This is a genomic window from Roseimaritima sediminicola (assembly GCF_009618275.1).
GTDB classification, from domain to species: Bacteria; Planctomycetota; Planctomycetia; order Pirellulales; family Pirellulaceae; genus Roseimaritima; species Roseimaritima sediminicola.
On sequence record NZ_WIAD01000001.1, the window covers coordinates 260,862 to 274,441 of the forward strand.

The following is a 13,580-nucleotide window of genomic DNA, read 5'->3' on the forward strand; positions in this document are numbered from 1 at the left end:
AGGATCACCGGGCGGCGGCGAACAACCTGATCACAGTGTAACGACGACTCCGCCGCTCCGTGTGGATCCGTTGGTTATCCCGTCGCCCCACGATTGAGAGTGTTCGGAGGCGAGCATCCCAAGCTTACAAATTCCGGAGAGTGGCACGATAGCACACTCACGCAATAATTGCATACGACGAAGTGTTCGCGTAGCGACAAACCGAGAACGTTGAATGATTCTCGTTGACGCTCCAGTGCAAGGTAGCCGCCCTCGGCGACCTCCCAAAGCCAGCCACTTGTTGCGCTGTAGGCGTTCCAGAATTCAGTGATTTCGCGCTCGTCAATGACGCGGAATGCAACTACGTTGCGGAAGATTAAACGAAGGTAGCTGAAGTCGTCGCCCTGTAGTTCAATGATGAGATCGGGTTCGTCGAAACGGACGGTGCGGATGACTGTTTTCGCGTAAGGCTTAGATTCGGGAACCAGCGTGCATTTTGGGGCAGGCTTCATAAGTTAGTCGGCAGAACGGCACGCGTCACCCGGTACGCGCGAGAGACTTTCAACCTCAAGACGGCCCGACTCGCGTACTCGGGTGCACGCGATGGTTCTGTCGACTACTGTCGGTGAGCCGAATCTCCCGTAGAACCGAGGGCGGAAGGGTTTTGTGGACGAAGTGTATCATGGTTCGGCAGTTTGCCGGCGAAAAACCCCTCGAAGACCAGCTGGATGCGTTCCCGCCACAAGTAGATGTCATCCTCAGCCAGGTTCTGAATGGAGTAGCCGTCATTTGGGTCGAAATGGCATGAGAACGTAAGCATTGCATAGCTGAATACTCTGGCGGCGATGCGATCTATCTTTTTGCGAGTTCTGCCGTCTGTCTTTCGTGTTTCGCAGAGGGCGAAAAACGCTGTCTCGAGTTTTAGGTATGCACGCTCGTCCCAGCGACGGGCCTCGTGTAGAAGGCCAATAAAGCTGTCATCGCGCCAGCAAGGCGAATCGACGTCATTTTCGGCAATCGCCGTCATTGCATCCATAGTGCTAAGACCGTGGGAGGAACCGCTCTGACCGACAGAACAATGAATTATTAGCGGGTCAGTAGGCCAGTATAGGGAGTTTATCGCGGCTCAGCCGCGGGTTTTGCGGAGTTTTTATCGGCTGAGCTGGGCAATATCACAAACAGCCCGCTGGAGCGGTGGCATTACGTGCACCGCTCGGCGATGCATGGCGTTTGATAGCGATTGGGCTTCAGGCCACGCTGGGTGTCCCCAGCGACTTCCAAGCGGCGCCGGGAAATAACGGCTTTGCTGGAGGCAAACGCGGCGCAGAGCGGTTCCGGCTTTATCTGCGGTCAGCGTCCTGGAGGCTCGGGCGGCGGCTCCGCTGTGGACGACCGCTTGCCGTCAGGCTTGCCGGGATCGGCGGCGGAGTCCTTGGACTCGCCGGCGGTTTCTTCCGCCGCGGTCGCGTCGTCTTCGCTGTCCTCTTCCCAGCGTTCCTCCTCGAGGTGAACTTCGGTCGTTTCGCGGTGCAGCTGCCGTTCGACCTCGAGCGGCGGCGGGGCGACGCGGCGGCCTGCCGCTCGCATCTGCTCGGCGCCCTCCCACAGTTCGTGCACCACCATGATCACCACCCCGATCAACAGCGGCAGGATGTAGTACATCACGCGGAAGATCAGTACCGAGGCGAGCACGGTCGGGCCCACGGTTCCCGAAAGCAACTTCAGGAGGATCAGCTCCAGCACCCCCAGGCCACCGGGCACTTGCGTAATCAAAGCCAGAGCGATGGCCACCAGATACGCGGCCAAGACCAGGCCGAAAGGCACGATCGTATCGGCCGGTAGGACCAGGTACAGAGCGGTCGCGCTGATAGTCAGATCCACCGCGGCGACCGATGTCTGCAGCCCCATCAAGCCGATGTGCGGCGTCCGCAGCCTGAGCCCGCCGATCGGAATCGGTTTGTGCCATACCGCGCAGGACAGGGCGTAGCCGATCCAGAGCGTCAACATCACGAAGCCCAGAGTGCGCGTGCCGATGGGCAGCCGCACGTCCTCGGGCAAGGGAATCGGATGAAACACCAACACCGTCCCGCCCAAGAACCACAGCCCGCTCCAGAACGTCAGCCCCAGGAACGCGATCAAAGCGACGATCTGCGTGGGCGACAGACCCCAGCGAGTATAGAAATGAAAACGCAGCGGAGCGGCCGCGATCAGGGTGCCCAGATTGTTGCCCAGCGAATACCCCAAAAATCCCACCAAGGCCACCCGCCGCAGCGGCAGCGGACGACGCAGGTAACGCAGGGCCAGGATGTCGTAGGCCGTCAACAACATATAGTTCATCGCGATCAGCAAGGCGGCGATGAACAGGTACACCGGCGGCACGCCCAACAGCGCATCGCGGAACTCATCCCAGCTGATCTTCTTGGCTTCGCCGACCAACAACCGGATGGCGCCGGCGAACAGGATCGTCGCCAACAGCGGGCCCGCCACCTGACGAACGCGAGTTTTCCATTCGGGTTTGATCACACATCACCTGGGCACAATAGAGAACGCCTGCCTGTGAGGACGTTATAGAGCAACGCAGAGGCGCAAGTCGAGCACCGTTTCGTATTAGGGCTGCGCCCAGGTTCAATGTTGTAGGGCAGCCGATCTCGCCCGAGATTGGATCGAGGCGGGGAGGTCCAACGTCTGGCGACTTCGGCTACGGCTCGGTCCCGAAGATCGGATGTAAACACCGCACTGGTGCCAACTGTTCGCCGGCCCGCGATCGCGCTAGACTAGGGCCCTGCTTTCCGTTTCTCTCCCCTCGATCAGTACCCCTCAATCATGACCACGGATCGATTCGACTTGGCGATTCTCGGCGGCGGCCCCGCCGGTTATGTGGCGGCCATCCGCGCGGCGCAACTCGGACTGAAGGTCGCCTGCATCGACGAAAACCAGCGTTTCGGCGGGACGTGCTTGCGAGTCGGCTGCATTCCCAGCAAAGCTCTGCTGGAATCCAGCCATCTGTACCAGGAAGCTCAACAGCATTTTGGCGACCACGGCATCGAAACCGGCGACGTGCGTCTGAACCTGGCGCGGATGATGCAGCGCAAGGACAAAATCGTCGACACCCTGACCGGGGGCATCGACATGCTGTTCAAGAAAAACAACGTCCAGGGCATCCGCGGCCGCGGCAAATTGATCGACGGGCAGACGATCGAGGTCACGGGCGACGAGCCGCAGACGGTTCGAGCCGATAAGATTCTGTTGGCCATGGGCAGCCGACCGGCTCCGCTACCCAATATCGAACAGGACGGCCAGTGGATCGGCGACAGCACGACGGCGCTCTCCTACGAAGAGGTGCCCGAGCGGTTGGTCGTGATCGGCGGCGGTTACATCGGACTGGAACTGGGCAGCGTCTGGAACCGCCTGGGCAGCGAGGTGATCGTGCTGGAGGCCATGGACCGGATCCTGATGGGCGTCGATGGTGAACTGGCCGCTCTGGCGCACCGCACCTTCAAACGCCAGGGCCTGAAGATCCATACGGGCACGTTCGTCCAGTCGGCGCGGCGCGACGGTGACCGGTGCGTGGTCGCCATCAAGGACGGCGACGAAATCCGCTGCGATCGCGTGCTGCTGAGCACCGGCCGGGTGCCCGCCACCGACAAGATCGGCCTCAGCGCCGCCGGGATCCAAACCGATCGCCGCGGCTTTCTGGAGGTCAACGCCGATTACCAGACCAACGTCCCCAGCGTGTACGCCATCGGCGATTGCATCGGCGGCGCGATGTTGGCTCACAAGGCGATGGAAGAAGGCGTGGCCTGCGTCGAACGCATCGCCGGGATCCACGGTCATGTTAATTACGACGTCATCCCGGCGATCGTCTATACTCATCCCGAAATCGCCATGGTCGGCCGCACCGAAGAACAACTCAAAGAAGCGGGCGTGGCCTACCGCAAGGGAATCTGTCCCTACGGTGCCAATGGACGGGCGCGCACCCTGGGCGAAGCCGAAGGCCGCGTCAAAATCCTGGCCGATGAGAAAACCGATCGCGTGCTGGGCGTGCATATCATCGGGGCCCGCGCCGGCGACTTGATTGCCGAAGCCGCCGCGGCCATGGAATTCGGGGCCAGCAGCGAAGACATCGCGCGGACCTGCCACGCCCACCCGACGCTCGCGGAAGTGGTGCACGAAGCCGCCCTGAGTGTCGACAAACGGGCCATCCACACGGTGTGAGCGACGGGTTGTCAGGGGAACAGCTGGCGATGCCCAGGTCGCCCGGTCCAAACGGCTGGTTTGCAAGGTGCTTGCAAGCCATCGTCGACTATCCGTGGCTGAGTGGGTTTGCCTTGGTGTTGCTGTCGGCGGTGGCGGCAATCGGTCATTACGATCCCTATCTGCTGCTGCCCGATCCGGCACCGAACCCTCCGCCACGGCAAGTCGACACGGCCCAAGCGCCACCGGCCGAGGAATCCGCACGACAGCGGGCCGCAGCCTCGGTCCAGCCCGTGCGGCTGGGCCGGGCGGATTCGATCGTTGTTTGCGAAGCCGACAACTTCTTTACACCCGCCAACGCCCAGGCGCTTCGTGAGGCCGTCCAGCGACTGGAAGCGTTGCCGTTTGTACGCGGCGTGATGTGGATGGATCGAGCCCCGCTGCTGAACGTCTTTGGGCTGCCCGAGCCCATCCTGCCACGCAGCCCCAACGCTTCGGCCACTCGTTTCGAACAAGCTCGCCGACGGGCGCTCAAGCATCCGCTGGTGGTCGGGCAAATGCTGTCCGCCGATGGTCAGACGACGTTGTTGATGGTTCGCATCGATTGGTTGTACATCACGGCCGATGACGACTGCACGGACACCCTGCGAGAAACCGCGGCCTCGGCGGTTCAAGATACGCCCGGTGCGGAGATCCGCTTCCGCGTCACCGGCGATGCTCCCATTCATTTGTTGACGGTCAACGCGCACGAGCGCGACACGCTGAAGTATCAGATCATCGCCTACAGCATCACCCTGGCGATGGCCGTGATCCTGTTTCGAGGCATCGCCGCGGTGTTGATCGTCGCCCTGGCGCCGACGCTGGGCGTGCTGTGGACAATGGGCGTGCTGCACTACTTCGACCTCCAGGACTCGCCCTTCAATGCGGTCATTTTGCCGGTCTTGCTGTGCATGGTGGGGTTCACCGATGGCGTTCACATGATGGTGCAGATCCGCCGTCAGCGAGCCTCGGGGTTGACGCCGCGCGAGGCTTCACGAGCGGCGATCGGCGAAGTTGGTTTGGCCTGCGCGTTGACCAGCCTGACCACCGGCATCGGCTTCGCTTCGCTCTCCTTTGCTCATCACGAACTGGTGCGAGAGTTCGGTTACTGTTGCGTGATCGGCGTGACGCTGACGTTCCTGTCAGTGATCACCGTGATCCCGCTGGCGTGCTGTACGCCGCTGGGTCGCAACGTGGCCCGCAGCTACGGGGACAACCTGGTCGATCGCAACCTGGAAAGGATCGGCGGCATCGTCGACTTTGTGCTGCGGCATCGCCGCAAGTTCACCGTCGGCGGCATCGTGGGCACCGCGGTGCTGATGGCGATCACTCTGTCGCTACGGCCCGACGAGCGGATCACCAGCGCGCTGTCGGAAACGGCCGAGCCGGTGGCTGCGCTGCGGCATATCGATGAAGCCCTCGGCGGGATGGAACAAGCTCGGGTGTACGTGCATTGGGATCGGCCTCGCGAGGAGTACGATCCGGAGCTGGCCACGATCCTGGGCCGGGTCGACGCCCTGATCCGCCGCGATCCGTTGCTGGGCCGCCCCCTGTCGCTGCATTCGTTGCTGTCAGCCCTGCCCGGTCAGGGTCCGCCAGAGCAGCGGATGAGCTTGATGGAACTGCTGCCTCCGCCGCTCAAACGGGCCTTCTATCGACCGGACGAGCGGACGGCGGAAGTGGTTTTTCGCGTGCAGGACCTGGGCATCGCCAAGTACGACGCATCGTTCACGGCAATCGAAGCCGAACTGAAAAAGCTCGAGCAGCAGCATCCGCAGTACAGTCTCACGCTGGCCGGTGCGGGGCCGAGCCGATGGCGAAACCTGTACCGCATCGTCCTGGACCTGGCCGCCAGCCTGGGGACCGCTTCGGTCGTCATCTTCCTGGTAATCGCAGCCGTTTATCGCTCGCTGCTGTTGGGATTGATTTCCGTGGTTCCCAACCTGTTCCCCCTGGCCATCACCGGAACCGCGTTAGTGTTCACAGGCCAGTCGCTGGAACTGGTCAGCGTCTGCGCCTTTACCGTATGCCTGGGGATCGCGGTCGACGACACGATTCACTTCCTCACGCGGTTCCAGGAAGAACGCCGACGCAGTGGCGACACCGACGTGGCCATCCGGCGCGTGTTTGTCGGCGTCGGAACCGCACTGATCATGACCACAGCGGTGTTGATCGTCGGGTTCAGTTCCGCGCTGCTGAGCGACGCACGGGACACGCAGATCTTCGTTACGATGGGAATCCTGACCATCGCCGCCGCATTGGTCGCCGACCTGACAATCCTGCCCGCGATGCTGGCCACCTTTACCAAGCCGCGGCAAAGCTCGGTCGGTTCCCGGTCCTGACGCGGCGCGCCGAACCGTTTCACCGTTTCTTTTGATCCTACCCTACGAGGACCGCATGTCGTCTGCTGCTCCGAACCCACCGGAACGCTCCGCTACCGAGGTCGTCGTGGTGTTCACGACGGTTGCCAACGCCGAAGACGCCCAGCGTGTGGCTCGTCATCTGGTCCAGCAACGGCTGGCCGCTTGCGTGCAGATCGACGCGCCGATTCGCAGCGTTTATTGCTGGAAGGGCGAGACTCAGGAGGAGACCGAGTACCGGCTATCGGCCAAAACCACGCGGGGCCGCCTGCCCGAACTGCGCCACAGCCTCGAAAAGGTCCATCCCTACGATGTTCCGGAAATTTTGGCTCTGCCAGTGATCGACGGCAACGAGGCGTACCTACAGTGGGTCGCGGACGAAGTAGCCTAGTGGTTCCACGTTGCCTTTCACTCTGCATCGTCGCCGATAGTCGCCTATAGTCGCCTTTCGCTCCGCGAAAGTTAGCGAAGACGTTCTGCTACTTTTACTTTCGCGGAGCGAAAGGCGACCCTGTTACTTTCGCGGAGCGAAAGGCGACTATGCGGACCAATCACCCGCTCAGTTGCTCTCGCGGCCGGTGTGGTCGCTGGAGTATGCTGGCCGGTGAAGGATCGGGGCGAGCTCTCCGAAAGACGCTCGCCGTCGTGCCCGTTTGTTAGCTTCTCAAAGGACTGAGACATGTTGCGACGCGTGTTGGGATTCTGGCGACGCGAACCCCGCAAACAATCCCATCCAACGAGCAAAGCCGGCGGTGCGAGCGAGCCCACCGCACCGGCACCGTCTGAGAAACCGGCTCCGTCTGAGAAACCGGCCGTCGACGCCTCCCCGGTGATCCTCTTCCAACGCCTCGCTCCGCATCCTGCGCCGGGCGGCGAAGCGACGCCTCGTGAACGTCCGGAGGCTCTACCTGCGTCAGCCCGGTCGATCTCGCTGGGATCCTCGGCATCGGTCGCTGTCGACCGGTGCGGCCGGCGGCGTCCGCTTCGCGTCTTGCAGCAACCGCTGGCGGAGCTCGGCATCCTGGATGCGGCCACCTGTCGGCGACTGAATCAAATGGGTGTCTTCGATGGCCACGGATTCATCGCTCTGGATACCGATGCTCTGCTGCCCCACCTTCGCCCGGCACGGTTAAAACGCCTGCAGCAAGCGGTGCGGATGGCGCACGCGATCGGCGACATGCAACCCTGGCAGGCCTTGATCCTGTTTGCGATCCATCGCCGCAGCCCCAACAAACTGGCGATGGAATCGCCGGCTGCGATCCACCGGGATATCACTCGCTTTGCCTGGTCCAGTGCCGGCCAGCGTTTACTGAAGGGGCGTACTGGCCCCGGTCTCGAAGAAGTCGAAGCTTGGGTCGCCAGCGCCCGCCGCCGGCGACGACGACGGCGGGCTGCCTAGCAACAGATCGACGGCCGAACGCAGTTGTGACCGGAACGTGTTCAGCGACGAGTCGCCCAACAGCTCCGCTTGATTGTTCTGCACGATCGCCGCGGCCAAGCTGCGATGCTGCTTCCAGTCGCTCAGCTCAAACCCGCGGATATCCACATAGGGTTCCGACAGGCTCTTGCTGATCTTGGGCACAAAGTAGAACCCTTCGGGTGAACGTACCACGTGGTAATGCAACATCCCCCACAACAAGCCGGCGCCGCAGATCATGCCGGTGACAAACGTACCGAGGCGTCCCATCGATCGCAGCTCCGCTGAAGTGAAGAGAGGGAATTGAAAATCCAAGAACTAAGGACGGCAATAATCAGGAAAGCGTTTGTAGCGTTTTCGGCGCGGGGCCCGCAAGTCGATCCAGGCGGGAGCTGCGTCCGGGTGTCACGTTGCGGTGTAGCTGATCTCGCCAGAGATTGGATGGAAGCGGCGAAAAGGTCCAAAGTCTGGCGACTTCGGCTACGGGGGGCGTGACTGGGGAACCCTAGCCGATTGCGGTACAGTAAACCGACCGCGTTCTGTTCGCTGGAATCGATGCTGTGGCACCGACGGCGGGCGAAGTGGCTTCCTCCTTACTCCGAGACGACCCGATGCTGTGGCGAATCCTGCTCGCCTTCACCCTGATCCCCCTGATCGAACTGTACCTGCTGTGGCAACTGGCCGACGAGATCGGCTTAGGGGTGACAATTTTATTGGTGTTGGTCACCGGTTTTCTGGGATCGCTCCTGGCCCGCAGCCAGGGGCTGCAGACTTGGCGCCGGTTTCAGGACGCGATCGCCCGGGGCCGCATGCCGGCGAAAGAACTGCAGGAGGGACTCCTGATCGTGTTCGCCGCCGCGATGCTGCTGACCCCCGGCATCCTGACCGATGTGGCCGGTTTTCTGCTGTTGGTGCCCTGGTCGCGCCGCTGGGTCCGCGTGTTCTTGGCCGCCCGGCTGAAGAACCATTTTCACTTGCAAGTCGGCTCGTGGCAGACCTCCGAGGGCGGGCCCACGCCCTGGCAGCGCGGACCGACCAGCGATGTGGTGGACGCCGAAGGCGTGCGTTCGGTCGACGACCCACCGGCCGACTCGCGGGATTCCCAACGCTTGCCCCCGGCCTGAGGATTACCGGCCTGAGGATTACCGGCCTGAGGATAACCGGCCTGAGGATGGATTCGAAAACGCATTGTTCGTGTGCGCCGCAACCGTGATCGATATCTGTCACCAGGTGACAGATATCGCGCATCAAATGATCGTTTTCCGTCATCAGGGGACGCTTTGGCGGCAACCGAGGGCCTAGGAACCGGGGGTAGGCAATGCCTGGTGCATTTCGATAATGGCCTCCAAGATTTGCTCCCGGACAATGCTTTCGTTTTCTTCTTCCAATCAAGCACGCTGAGATGGCCAAAAAAACAATCGATCAGGTGGACGTAGCCGGCAAGACCGTTTTGATGCGAGTGGACTTTAACGTTCCCTTGGACGATGGCGGCCAGATCACCGACGACCGCCGCATCCGGATGGCTCTGCCGAGTATCCAGTCGGTGATCTCGCGTGGCGGCAAGCTGGTATTGATCAGCCACCTCGGGCGTCCCAAGGGCGATGCGGGCGACAGCAAATACAGTCTGGCCCCGGTCGCCAAGCGTTTGGGCGAATTGCTCGAGCAGGACGTCGCCTTCGCCAGCGACACCGTTGGCCAGGAAGCCCAGGAGAAGGCTGGCGGACTGAGCGACGGCCAGGTGGCGGTGCTGGAAAACCTGCGTTTCAACGCGGGCGAGAAAGCCGGCGATGAGTCGTTCGCCGAGAAACTCGCAGCCCTGGCCGACATCTACTGCAACGACGCCTTCGGCACCTGTCACCGCAAAGACGCCTCGATGTTCGCCGTTCCCAAGGCGATGGGCGACAAACCCAAAGTCGTCGGTCATCTGGTCGGCAAAGAGATCGAGTACCTGTCCGGAGCGATCGAGAATCCCCAGCGGCCCTTCGTCGCGATCCTGGGCGGCGCCAAGGTCAGCGACAAGATCAAGGTGATCGAGAACCTGCTGAACATCTGCGACTACGTCTTGATCGGCGGCGCGATGGCCTACACGTTCGCCCTGGCCAAAGGCGGTTCGGTCGGAAAGAGCCTGGTCGAAAAGGACTACGTGGGCTTGGCCGAAACCCTGATCAGCGGCGGCGGCGACAAACTGCGGTTGCCGGTCGACACCCACTGTGGCGACGACTTCAGCAGCGACTGCAACAAGCAGGTGGTCGACGCCGGCAAGATCCCCGATGGCTGGGAAGGTTTGGACATCGGTCCCAAGACGGCCCAGCAGTACGCCGACATCATCGCCTCGGCCAAGACCGTGGTTTGGAACGGTCCGATGGGCGTGTTTGAAATGTCGCCCTTTGATGAAGGCACCAAGCGCGTCGCCCAAGCGGTCGCCGACAGCGATGCGACCAGCATCATCGGCGGCGGCGACAGCGCGGCGGCCGTGGACCAACTGGGCTTTGCCGACCAGGTCAGCCACGTCAGCACGGGCGGCGGAGCGAGCCTGGCGATGTTGGAAGGCCAACGTTTCGCCGCCGTCGACATCCTGGACGACCAGGACTGAGCTGGCCAGAGAACCGACGGACTGTTGAGCTGCCGGCACCACCGGCAGTGAGAGAGGGCTGGCCGCGAGCGGGCCGATTCTTCCGCAACATCGCTACGACCTGTACGCGGCTACCCCGTCCGAGGCGCCGGCAAACCTCTTTTCTCGCCGAATTGCGATCGGCGCCGCCGCCCCGGTGGCAAAGCTGAGCTAGGTTTCCCAATGAGTAGTCTTCATTGGAACTTGGAACCGACGCAAATGTATGCCCCCCGACGCCGAAACTCTGCTCGCCGCCAAGGCGTTGCCGCGGCCGAACTGGCGATTTGCCTTCCGATCGTGATCGCTATCTGCGTGGCCACGATCGATATCTGCAGCGCCATGTTCCTGCGTGAATCGCTGACCGTCGCCGCCTACGAAGGGGCCCGCGTGGGAGCGCCCAAGGGCGGCACCAACGCGTTGGTCCGAACCCGCGTCCTGCAGTTGTTGGACGAACGCAACATCGTCTACGACGCCGGGGATGTCGTTTCGATCTCCGCCCCCGGTTTTGAAGGGGCCGAAACGATGGAGCACGTTACGGTCACGGTGCGTGCACCGGCCGCGGGAAATCTGGTTTCCGCGACGCAGTTCTTCAACAACAAACAGCTTCAAGCGCAGGTCACGATGCGCAAAGAGTATTCCAACGCCGGTCAGTAGGTCGCACGTCTAACGCAGCATCACCCCCGCTTTGTCGAGCACTTGTCCATGCAAATTCCCAGCTTCCTACCGCCCCCTAGGCGTCGACGACGACATCGCCGGCGGCGGGGCGCCGCCGTGGTGGAGTTCGCCTTGGTCGCCAACGTGATGATCCTGATCGTGTTTGTGTGCATCGAATTCACGCGGATGAACATGATGCGCAATCTGGTCCAGGACGCCGCCTACTTTGCCGCTCGCACGGCGATGATCCCCGGCGGTACGGCCGAGGACGCCAGGGCCGAAGCCAATCGCGTGCTGGGCATCTTGAGCACTCAGAATGCGGAGGTCGTGGTCAACGGCGGCGAACCGCTGACCGACGAAACTCGCAACGTCCGCGTCCGCGTCACGATTCCCATCGACGATAACGCCTTGTTCCTCCCGCTGTTTACCGGCAACAAAGAACTGGAAGCGATCGCGACCATGAAAACCGAACGCTACGACGGTTTCTACAACCCCAACGATTGACCGCTTCTCGATCGTCTTCTCGCACCCCAGGTCTGATCTCATGAATGCTCCTCGCCACTCTCGTCGCCGTCGCGGCTCGGTGCTCGTCCTGTTGGCCTTTTTGTTGCCGGTGCTGGCGATCCTGGCCGTGTTCACGATCAACAGCGCCTACATGCAATTGACGCGAACCGAATTGATGGTGGCCACCGACGCAGCCGCTCGCGCCGGCGGCCGTGGTTTGAGCGAGTATCAGGATGTGGATATGGCGAAGGAAGCGGCCCGCATCACCGCGGCCCAGAATTCCGTGGCCGGTTCGCCGCTGCGGCTGTCGACCGCGGCCAACGGCGACATCGAATTCGGCATGGCCACGCCGATGGTCAATTCGCCGTCGAAGTTTGGCTTCACACCGGTCAGCATCGCCGACGTGGTCGCTGGTGAAACGGCCAACGCCGTGCGTGTGGCGGGCCGGCGGGTGGTCGGTTCGCAGAGCGGGCCGGTCAACATGATCATGTCGGGTTTTGTCAGCGAAGCGATCTTCCAGCCTCAGCAAAGCGCCGTGGCGATGCAGGTGGACCGCGACATCGTGCTGGTCTTGGACCGCAGCGGGTCGATGTCGTGGAAAGAATACGATTGGCCGCGAGGCAAATCGCCCTGGTACACGTCGACGTTGGTGGCCGGGGTCGCGGCCGGCAAGCTGCGCGTACGAAAAGGAAATTACTACTATGCCCCGGGCGTCGACCAATACGAGTACCAGGACTGGGCCTGGGAAGAACACTACGAACTGGGCGAGGCACCGCCGATGCCCTGGGACAACCTGGTCTCGGCCGTCGCCGCGTTTCTGGAAGTGCTCGACGGCACCCCGCAAACCGAACGCGTGGCCCTGGCCAGCTATGCCAGTTCGGGCTCGCTGGATCTTCATCTGACCTCCGACTACGACGCCGTGATGGCCGAGCTAGCGACGCTCGGGCCCAACGGCAGCACAGCGATCGGGATGGGGATGCAGCAGGGCCAGTCGGCTGTCATGAACGAACTGTACGCCCGACCCTACGCCGCCAAAACGATGGTCGTGATGACCGACGGGATGCATAACCGCGGCATCGATCCGGTCAACGTGGCCACTTCGATCGCCAGCTCCAGCCAGGTCACCATCCACACGGTGACCTTCACCGACGGTGCCGACACAGAGCGGATGCAGAACGTGGCCCGGATCGGCGGTGGCGCACACTATCACGCCGACGACGGACTGCAGCTGATCGACACCTTCCGCGAAGTCGCCAACAACCTTCCCACCATTCTGACTCAGTAGAAAAAAGCCGTGCACGATCTGCCCACCGCAACCTCACCGCTTGCCGACCCCCACGAGGAACCGAGCGCATTTTCGCGCCGCAAACGGATCAAGCTGGGCCTGCTGGCCCTGACGATCCTGTCCATCGTGGGCTCCTGGCGCGGTGCCGAACAGACGCTGGTTCGGCCTGCCGAAGAAGCCCCGGTCGCGGTCGCCCCACAGCCGCTTTCGGCCGCCCAATCCCACGAGTTGGCCCTGCGGTTTGTGCATCACGCCGACCAACTGGACGATCAACAGTACCAGGCCGCCGCGCTGGCTCGCGATGCGCAGATCCGCGCCGCCCGCCAGCGCCGTTACACTCCGCCGCCGGCCTCCGCCCCCGATGCGCCCCGCGACCGCTGGCAACGCCAAGTCGACCAGATGCGTGAATACCTGAAAGACGTTCAAGAGTTTCCCGAGGGTTCGGTGCAGTGGCACATGCGAAACCAACTGGACCAATACCTGCAGGAAGAACCGGGGCGATAGGTCGCCAGCGGTTTTCCCGTGGCGGGCCCGCGT

14 protein-coding genes are annotated in these 13,580 nt (G+C 62.4%); 10 read left to right on the top strand and 4 right to left on the bottom strand.

Features of this window, described 5'->3' with window-relative positions; genetic code table 11:
- Window positions 1–74: 74 nt before the first annotated feature.
- From GE027_RS00865 to GE027_RS00875, 3 genes are all read right to left on the bottom strand, one after another.
- Window positions 75–491, bottom strand: a complete 417-nt coding sequence (locus GE027_RS00865; RefSeq protein WP_153555272.1) for a hypothetical protein — start codon at window positions 489–491, stop codon at window positions 75–77.
- Between the two features lie 104 nt (window positions 492–595).
- Window positions 596–1,015: an Imm41 family immunity protein gene (locus tag GE027_RS00870; RefSeq protein WP_153555273.1), complete on the bottom strand. Its 420-nt coding sequence runs from the start codon at window positions 1,013–1,015 to the stop codon at window positions 596–598.
- 314 nt (window positions 1,016–1,329) lie between these two features.
- Window positions 1,330–2,502, bottom strand: a complete 1,173-nt coding sequence (locus tag GE027_RS00875; RefSeq protein ID WP_237607146.1) for a putative bifunctional lysylphosphatidylglycerol flippase/synthetase — start codon at window positions 2,500–2,502, stop codon at window positions 1,330–1,332.
- Between the two features lie 300 nt (window positions 2,503–2,802).
- Here GE027_RS00875 and lpdA point away from each other — a divergent pair, with 300 nt between their 5' ends.
- The 4 genes from lpdA to GE027_RS00895 all read left to right on the top strand — a co-directional run bounded on the left by lpdA (window position 2,803) and on the right by GE027_RS00895 (window position 7,971).
- Window positions 2,803–4,194: a dihydrolipoyl dehydrogenase gene (lpdA, locus tag GE027_RS00880; RefSeq protein WP_153555274.1), complete on the top strand. Its 1,392-nt coding sequence runs from the start codon at window positions 2,803–2,805 to the stop codon at window positions 4,192–4,194.
- A gap of 29 nt (window positions 4,195–4,223) precedes the next feature.
- Window positions 4,224–6,554, top strand: coding sequence for an efflux RND transporter permease subunit (locus GE027_RS00885; protein ID WP_153555275.1), 2,331 nt, complete (start codon window positions 4,224–4,226; stop codon window positions 6,552–6,554).
- Between the two features lie 55 nt (window positions 6,555–6,609).
- Complete coding sequence (cutA, locus tag GE027_RS00890; RefSeq protein WP_153555276.1) at window positions 6,610–6,963, top strand: divalent-cation tolerance protein CutA; 354 nt, start codon at window positions 6,610–6,612, stop codon at window positions 6,961–6,963.
- A gap of 288 nt (window positions 6,964–7,251) precedes the next feature.
- The gene (locus tag GE027_RS00895; protein WP_153555277.1) at window positions 7,252–7,971 is read left to right on the top strand and encodes a DUF4332 domain-containing protein; all 720 of its coding nucleotides are present in this window, start codon (window positions 7,252–7,254) and stop codon (window positions 7,969–7,971) included.
- On the opposite strand, the gene GE027_RS23255 is transcribed toward GE027_RS00895, so the two are convergent.
- Window positions 7,879–8,259 (bottom strand): hypothetical protein, encoded by a 381-nt coding sequence (locus tag GE027_RS23255; protein WP_237607148.1) that lies wholly within the window; start codon window positions 8,257–8,259, stop codon window positions 7,879–7,881. The two genes, GE027_RS00895 and GE027_RS23255, sit on opposite strands and share 93 nt — an antisense overlap.
- A 341-nt stretch (window positions 8,260–8,600) precedes the next feature.
- Here GE027_RS23255 and GE027_RS00905 point away from each other — a divergent pair, with 341 nt between their 5' ends.
- The 6 genes from GE027_RS00905 to GE027_RS00930 all read left to right on the top strand — a co-directional run bounded on the left by GE027_RS00905 (window position 8,601) and on the right by GE027_RS00930 (window position 13,547).
- Window positions 8,601–9,113: an FxsA family protein gene (locus GE027_RS00905; RefSeq protein ID WP_153555278.1), complete on the top strand. Its 513-nt coding sequence runs from the start codon at window positions 8,601–8,603 to the stop codon at window positions 9,111–9,113.
- A 278-nt stretch (window positions 9,114–9,391) separates the two neighbouring features.
- Window positions 9,392–10,582 carry a phosphoglycerate kinase gene (locus GE027_RS00910; RefSeq protein ID WP_153555279.1) on the top strand — a complete coding sequence of 397 codons (1,191 nt, stop codon included), beginning with the start codon at window positions 9,392–9,394 and terminating at the stop codon, window positions 10,580–10,582.
- 237 nt (window positions 10,583–10,819) lie between these two features.
- The gene (locus tag GE027_RS00915; protein ID WP_162006517.1) at window positions 10,820–11,254 is read left to right on the top strand and encodes a TadE family protein; all 435 of its coding nucleotides are present in this window, start codon (window positions 10,820–10,822) and stop codon (window positions 11,252–11,254) included.
- Between the two features lie 48 nt (window positions 11,255–11,302).
- Entirely contained in the window at window positions 11,303–11,758 is a 456-nt protein-coding gene (locus GE027_RS00920; protein ID WP_153555281.1) for a TadE/TadG family type IV pilus assembly protein, read from the top strand.
- A 40-nt stretch (window positions 11,759–11,798) separates the two neighbouring features.
- Complete coding sequence (locus GE027_RS00925) at window positions 11,799–13,043, top strand: VWA domain-containing protein (RefSeq protein ID WP_153555282.1); 1,245 nt, start codon at window positions 11,799–11,801, stop codon at window positions 13,041–13,043.
- A gap of 9 nt (window positions 13,044–13,052) precedes the next feature.
- The gene (locus tag GE027_RS00930) at window positions 13,053–13,547 is read left to right on the top strand and encodes a hypothetical protein (protein WP_153555283.1); all 495 of its coding nucleotides are present in this window, start codon (window positions 13,053–13,055) and stop codon (window positions 13,545–13,547) included.
- Window positions 13,548–13,580 lie beyond the last annotated feature (33 nt).

Bases quoted from the DNA above. Each gene is read 5' to 3' on its own strand.
- GE027_RS00905 (WP_153555278.1), top strand. From the start codon at position 8,601: ATGCTGTGGCGAATCCTGCTCGCCTTCACCCTGATCCCCCTGATCGAA.
- lpdA (WP_153555274.1), top strand. From the start codon at position 2,803: ATGACCACGGATCGATTCGACTTGGCGATTCTCGGCGGCGGCCCCGCC.
- GE027_RS00895 (WP_153555277.1), top strand. From the start codon at position 7,252: ATGTTGCGACGCGTGTTGGGATTCTGGCGACGCGAACCCCGCAAACAA.
- GE027_RS00915 (WP_162006517.1), top strand. From the start codon at position 10,820: ATGTATGCCCCCCGACGCCGAAACTCTGCTCGCCGCCAAGGCGTTGCC.
- GE027_RS00870 (WP_153555273.1), bottom strand. From the start codon at position 1,015: ATGGATGCAATGACGGCGATTGCCGAAAATGACGTCGATTCGCCTTGC.
- GE027_RS23255 (WP_237607148.1), bottom strand. From the start codon at position 8,259: ATGGGACGCCTCGGTACGTTTGTCACCGGCATGATCTGCGGCGCCGGC.
- GE027_RS00910 (WP_153555279.1), top strand. From the start codon at position 9,392: ATGGCCAAAAAAACAATCGATCAGGTGGACGTAGCCGGCAAGACCGTT.
- cutA (WP_153555276.1), top strand. From the start codon at position 6,610: ATGTCGTCTGCTGCTCCGAACCCACCGGAACGCTCCGCTACCGAGGTC.
- GE027_RS00865 (WP_153555272.1), bottom strand. From the start codon at position 491: ATGAAGCCTGCCCCAAAATGCACGCTGGTTCCCGAATCTAAGCCTTAC.
- GE027_RS00885 (WP_153555275.1), top strand. From the start codon at position 4,224: ATGCCCAGGTCGCCCGGTCCAAACGGCTGGTTTGCAAGGTGCTTGCAA.
- GE027_RS00920 (WP_153555281.1), top strand. From the start codon at position 11,303: ATGCAAATTCCCAGCTTCCTACCGCCCCCTAGGCGTCGACGACGACAT.
- GE027_RS00925 (WP_153555282.1), top strand. From the start codon at position 11,799: ATGAATGCTCCTCGCCACTCTCGTCGCCGTCGCGGCTCGGTGCTCGTC.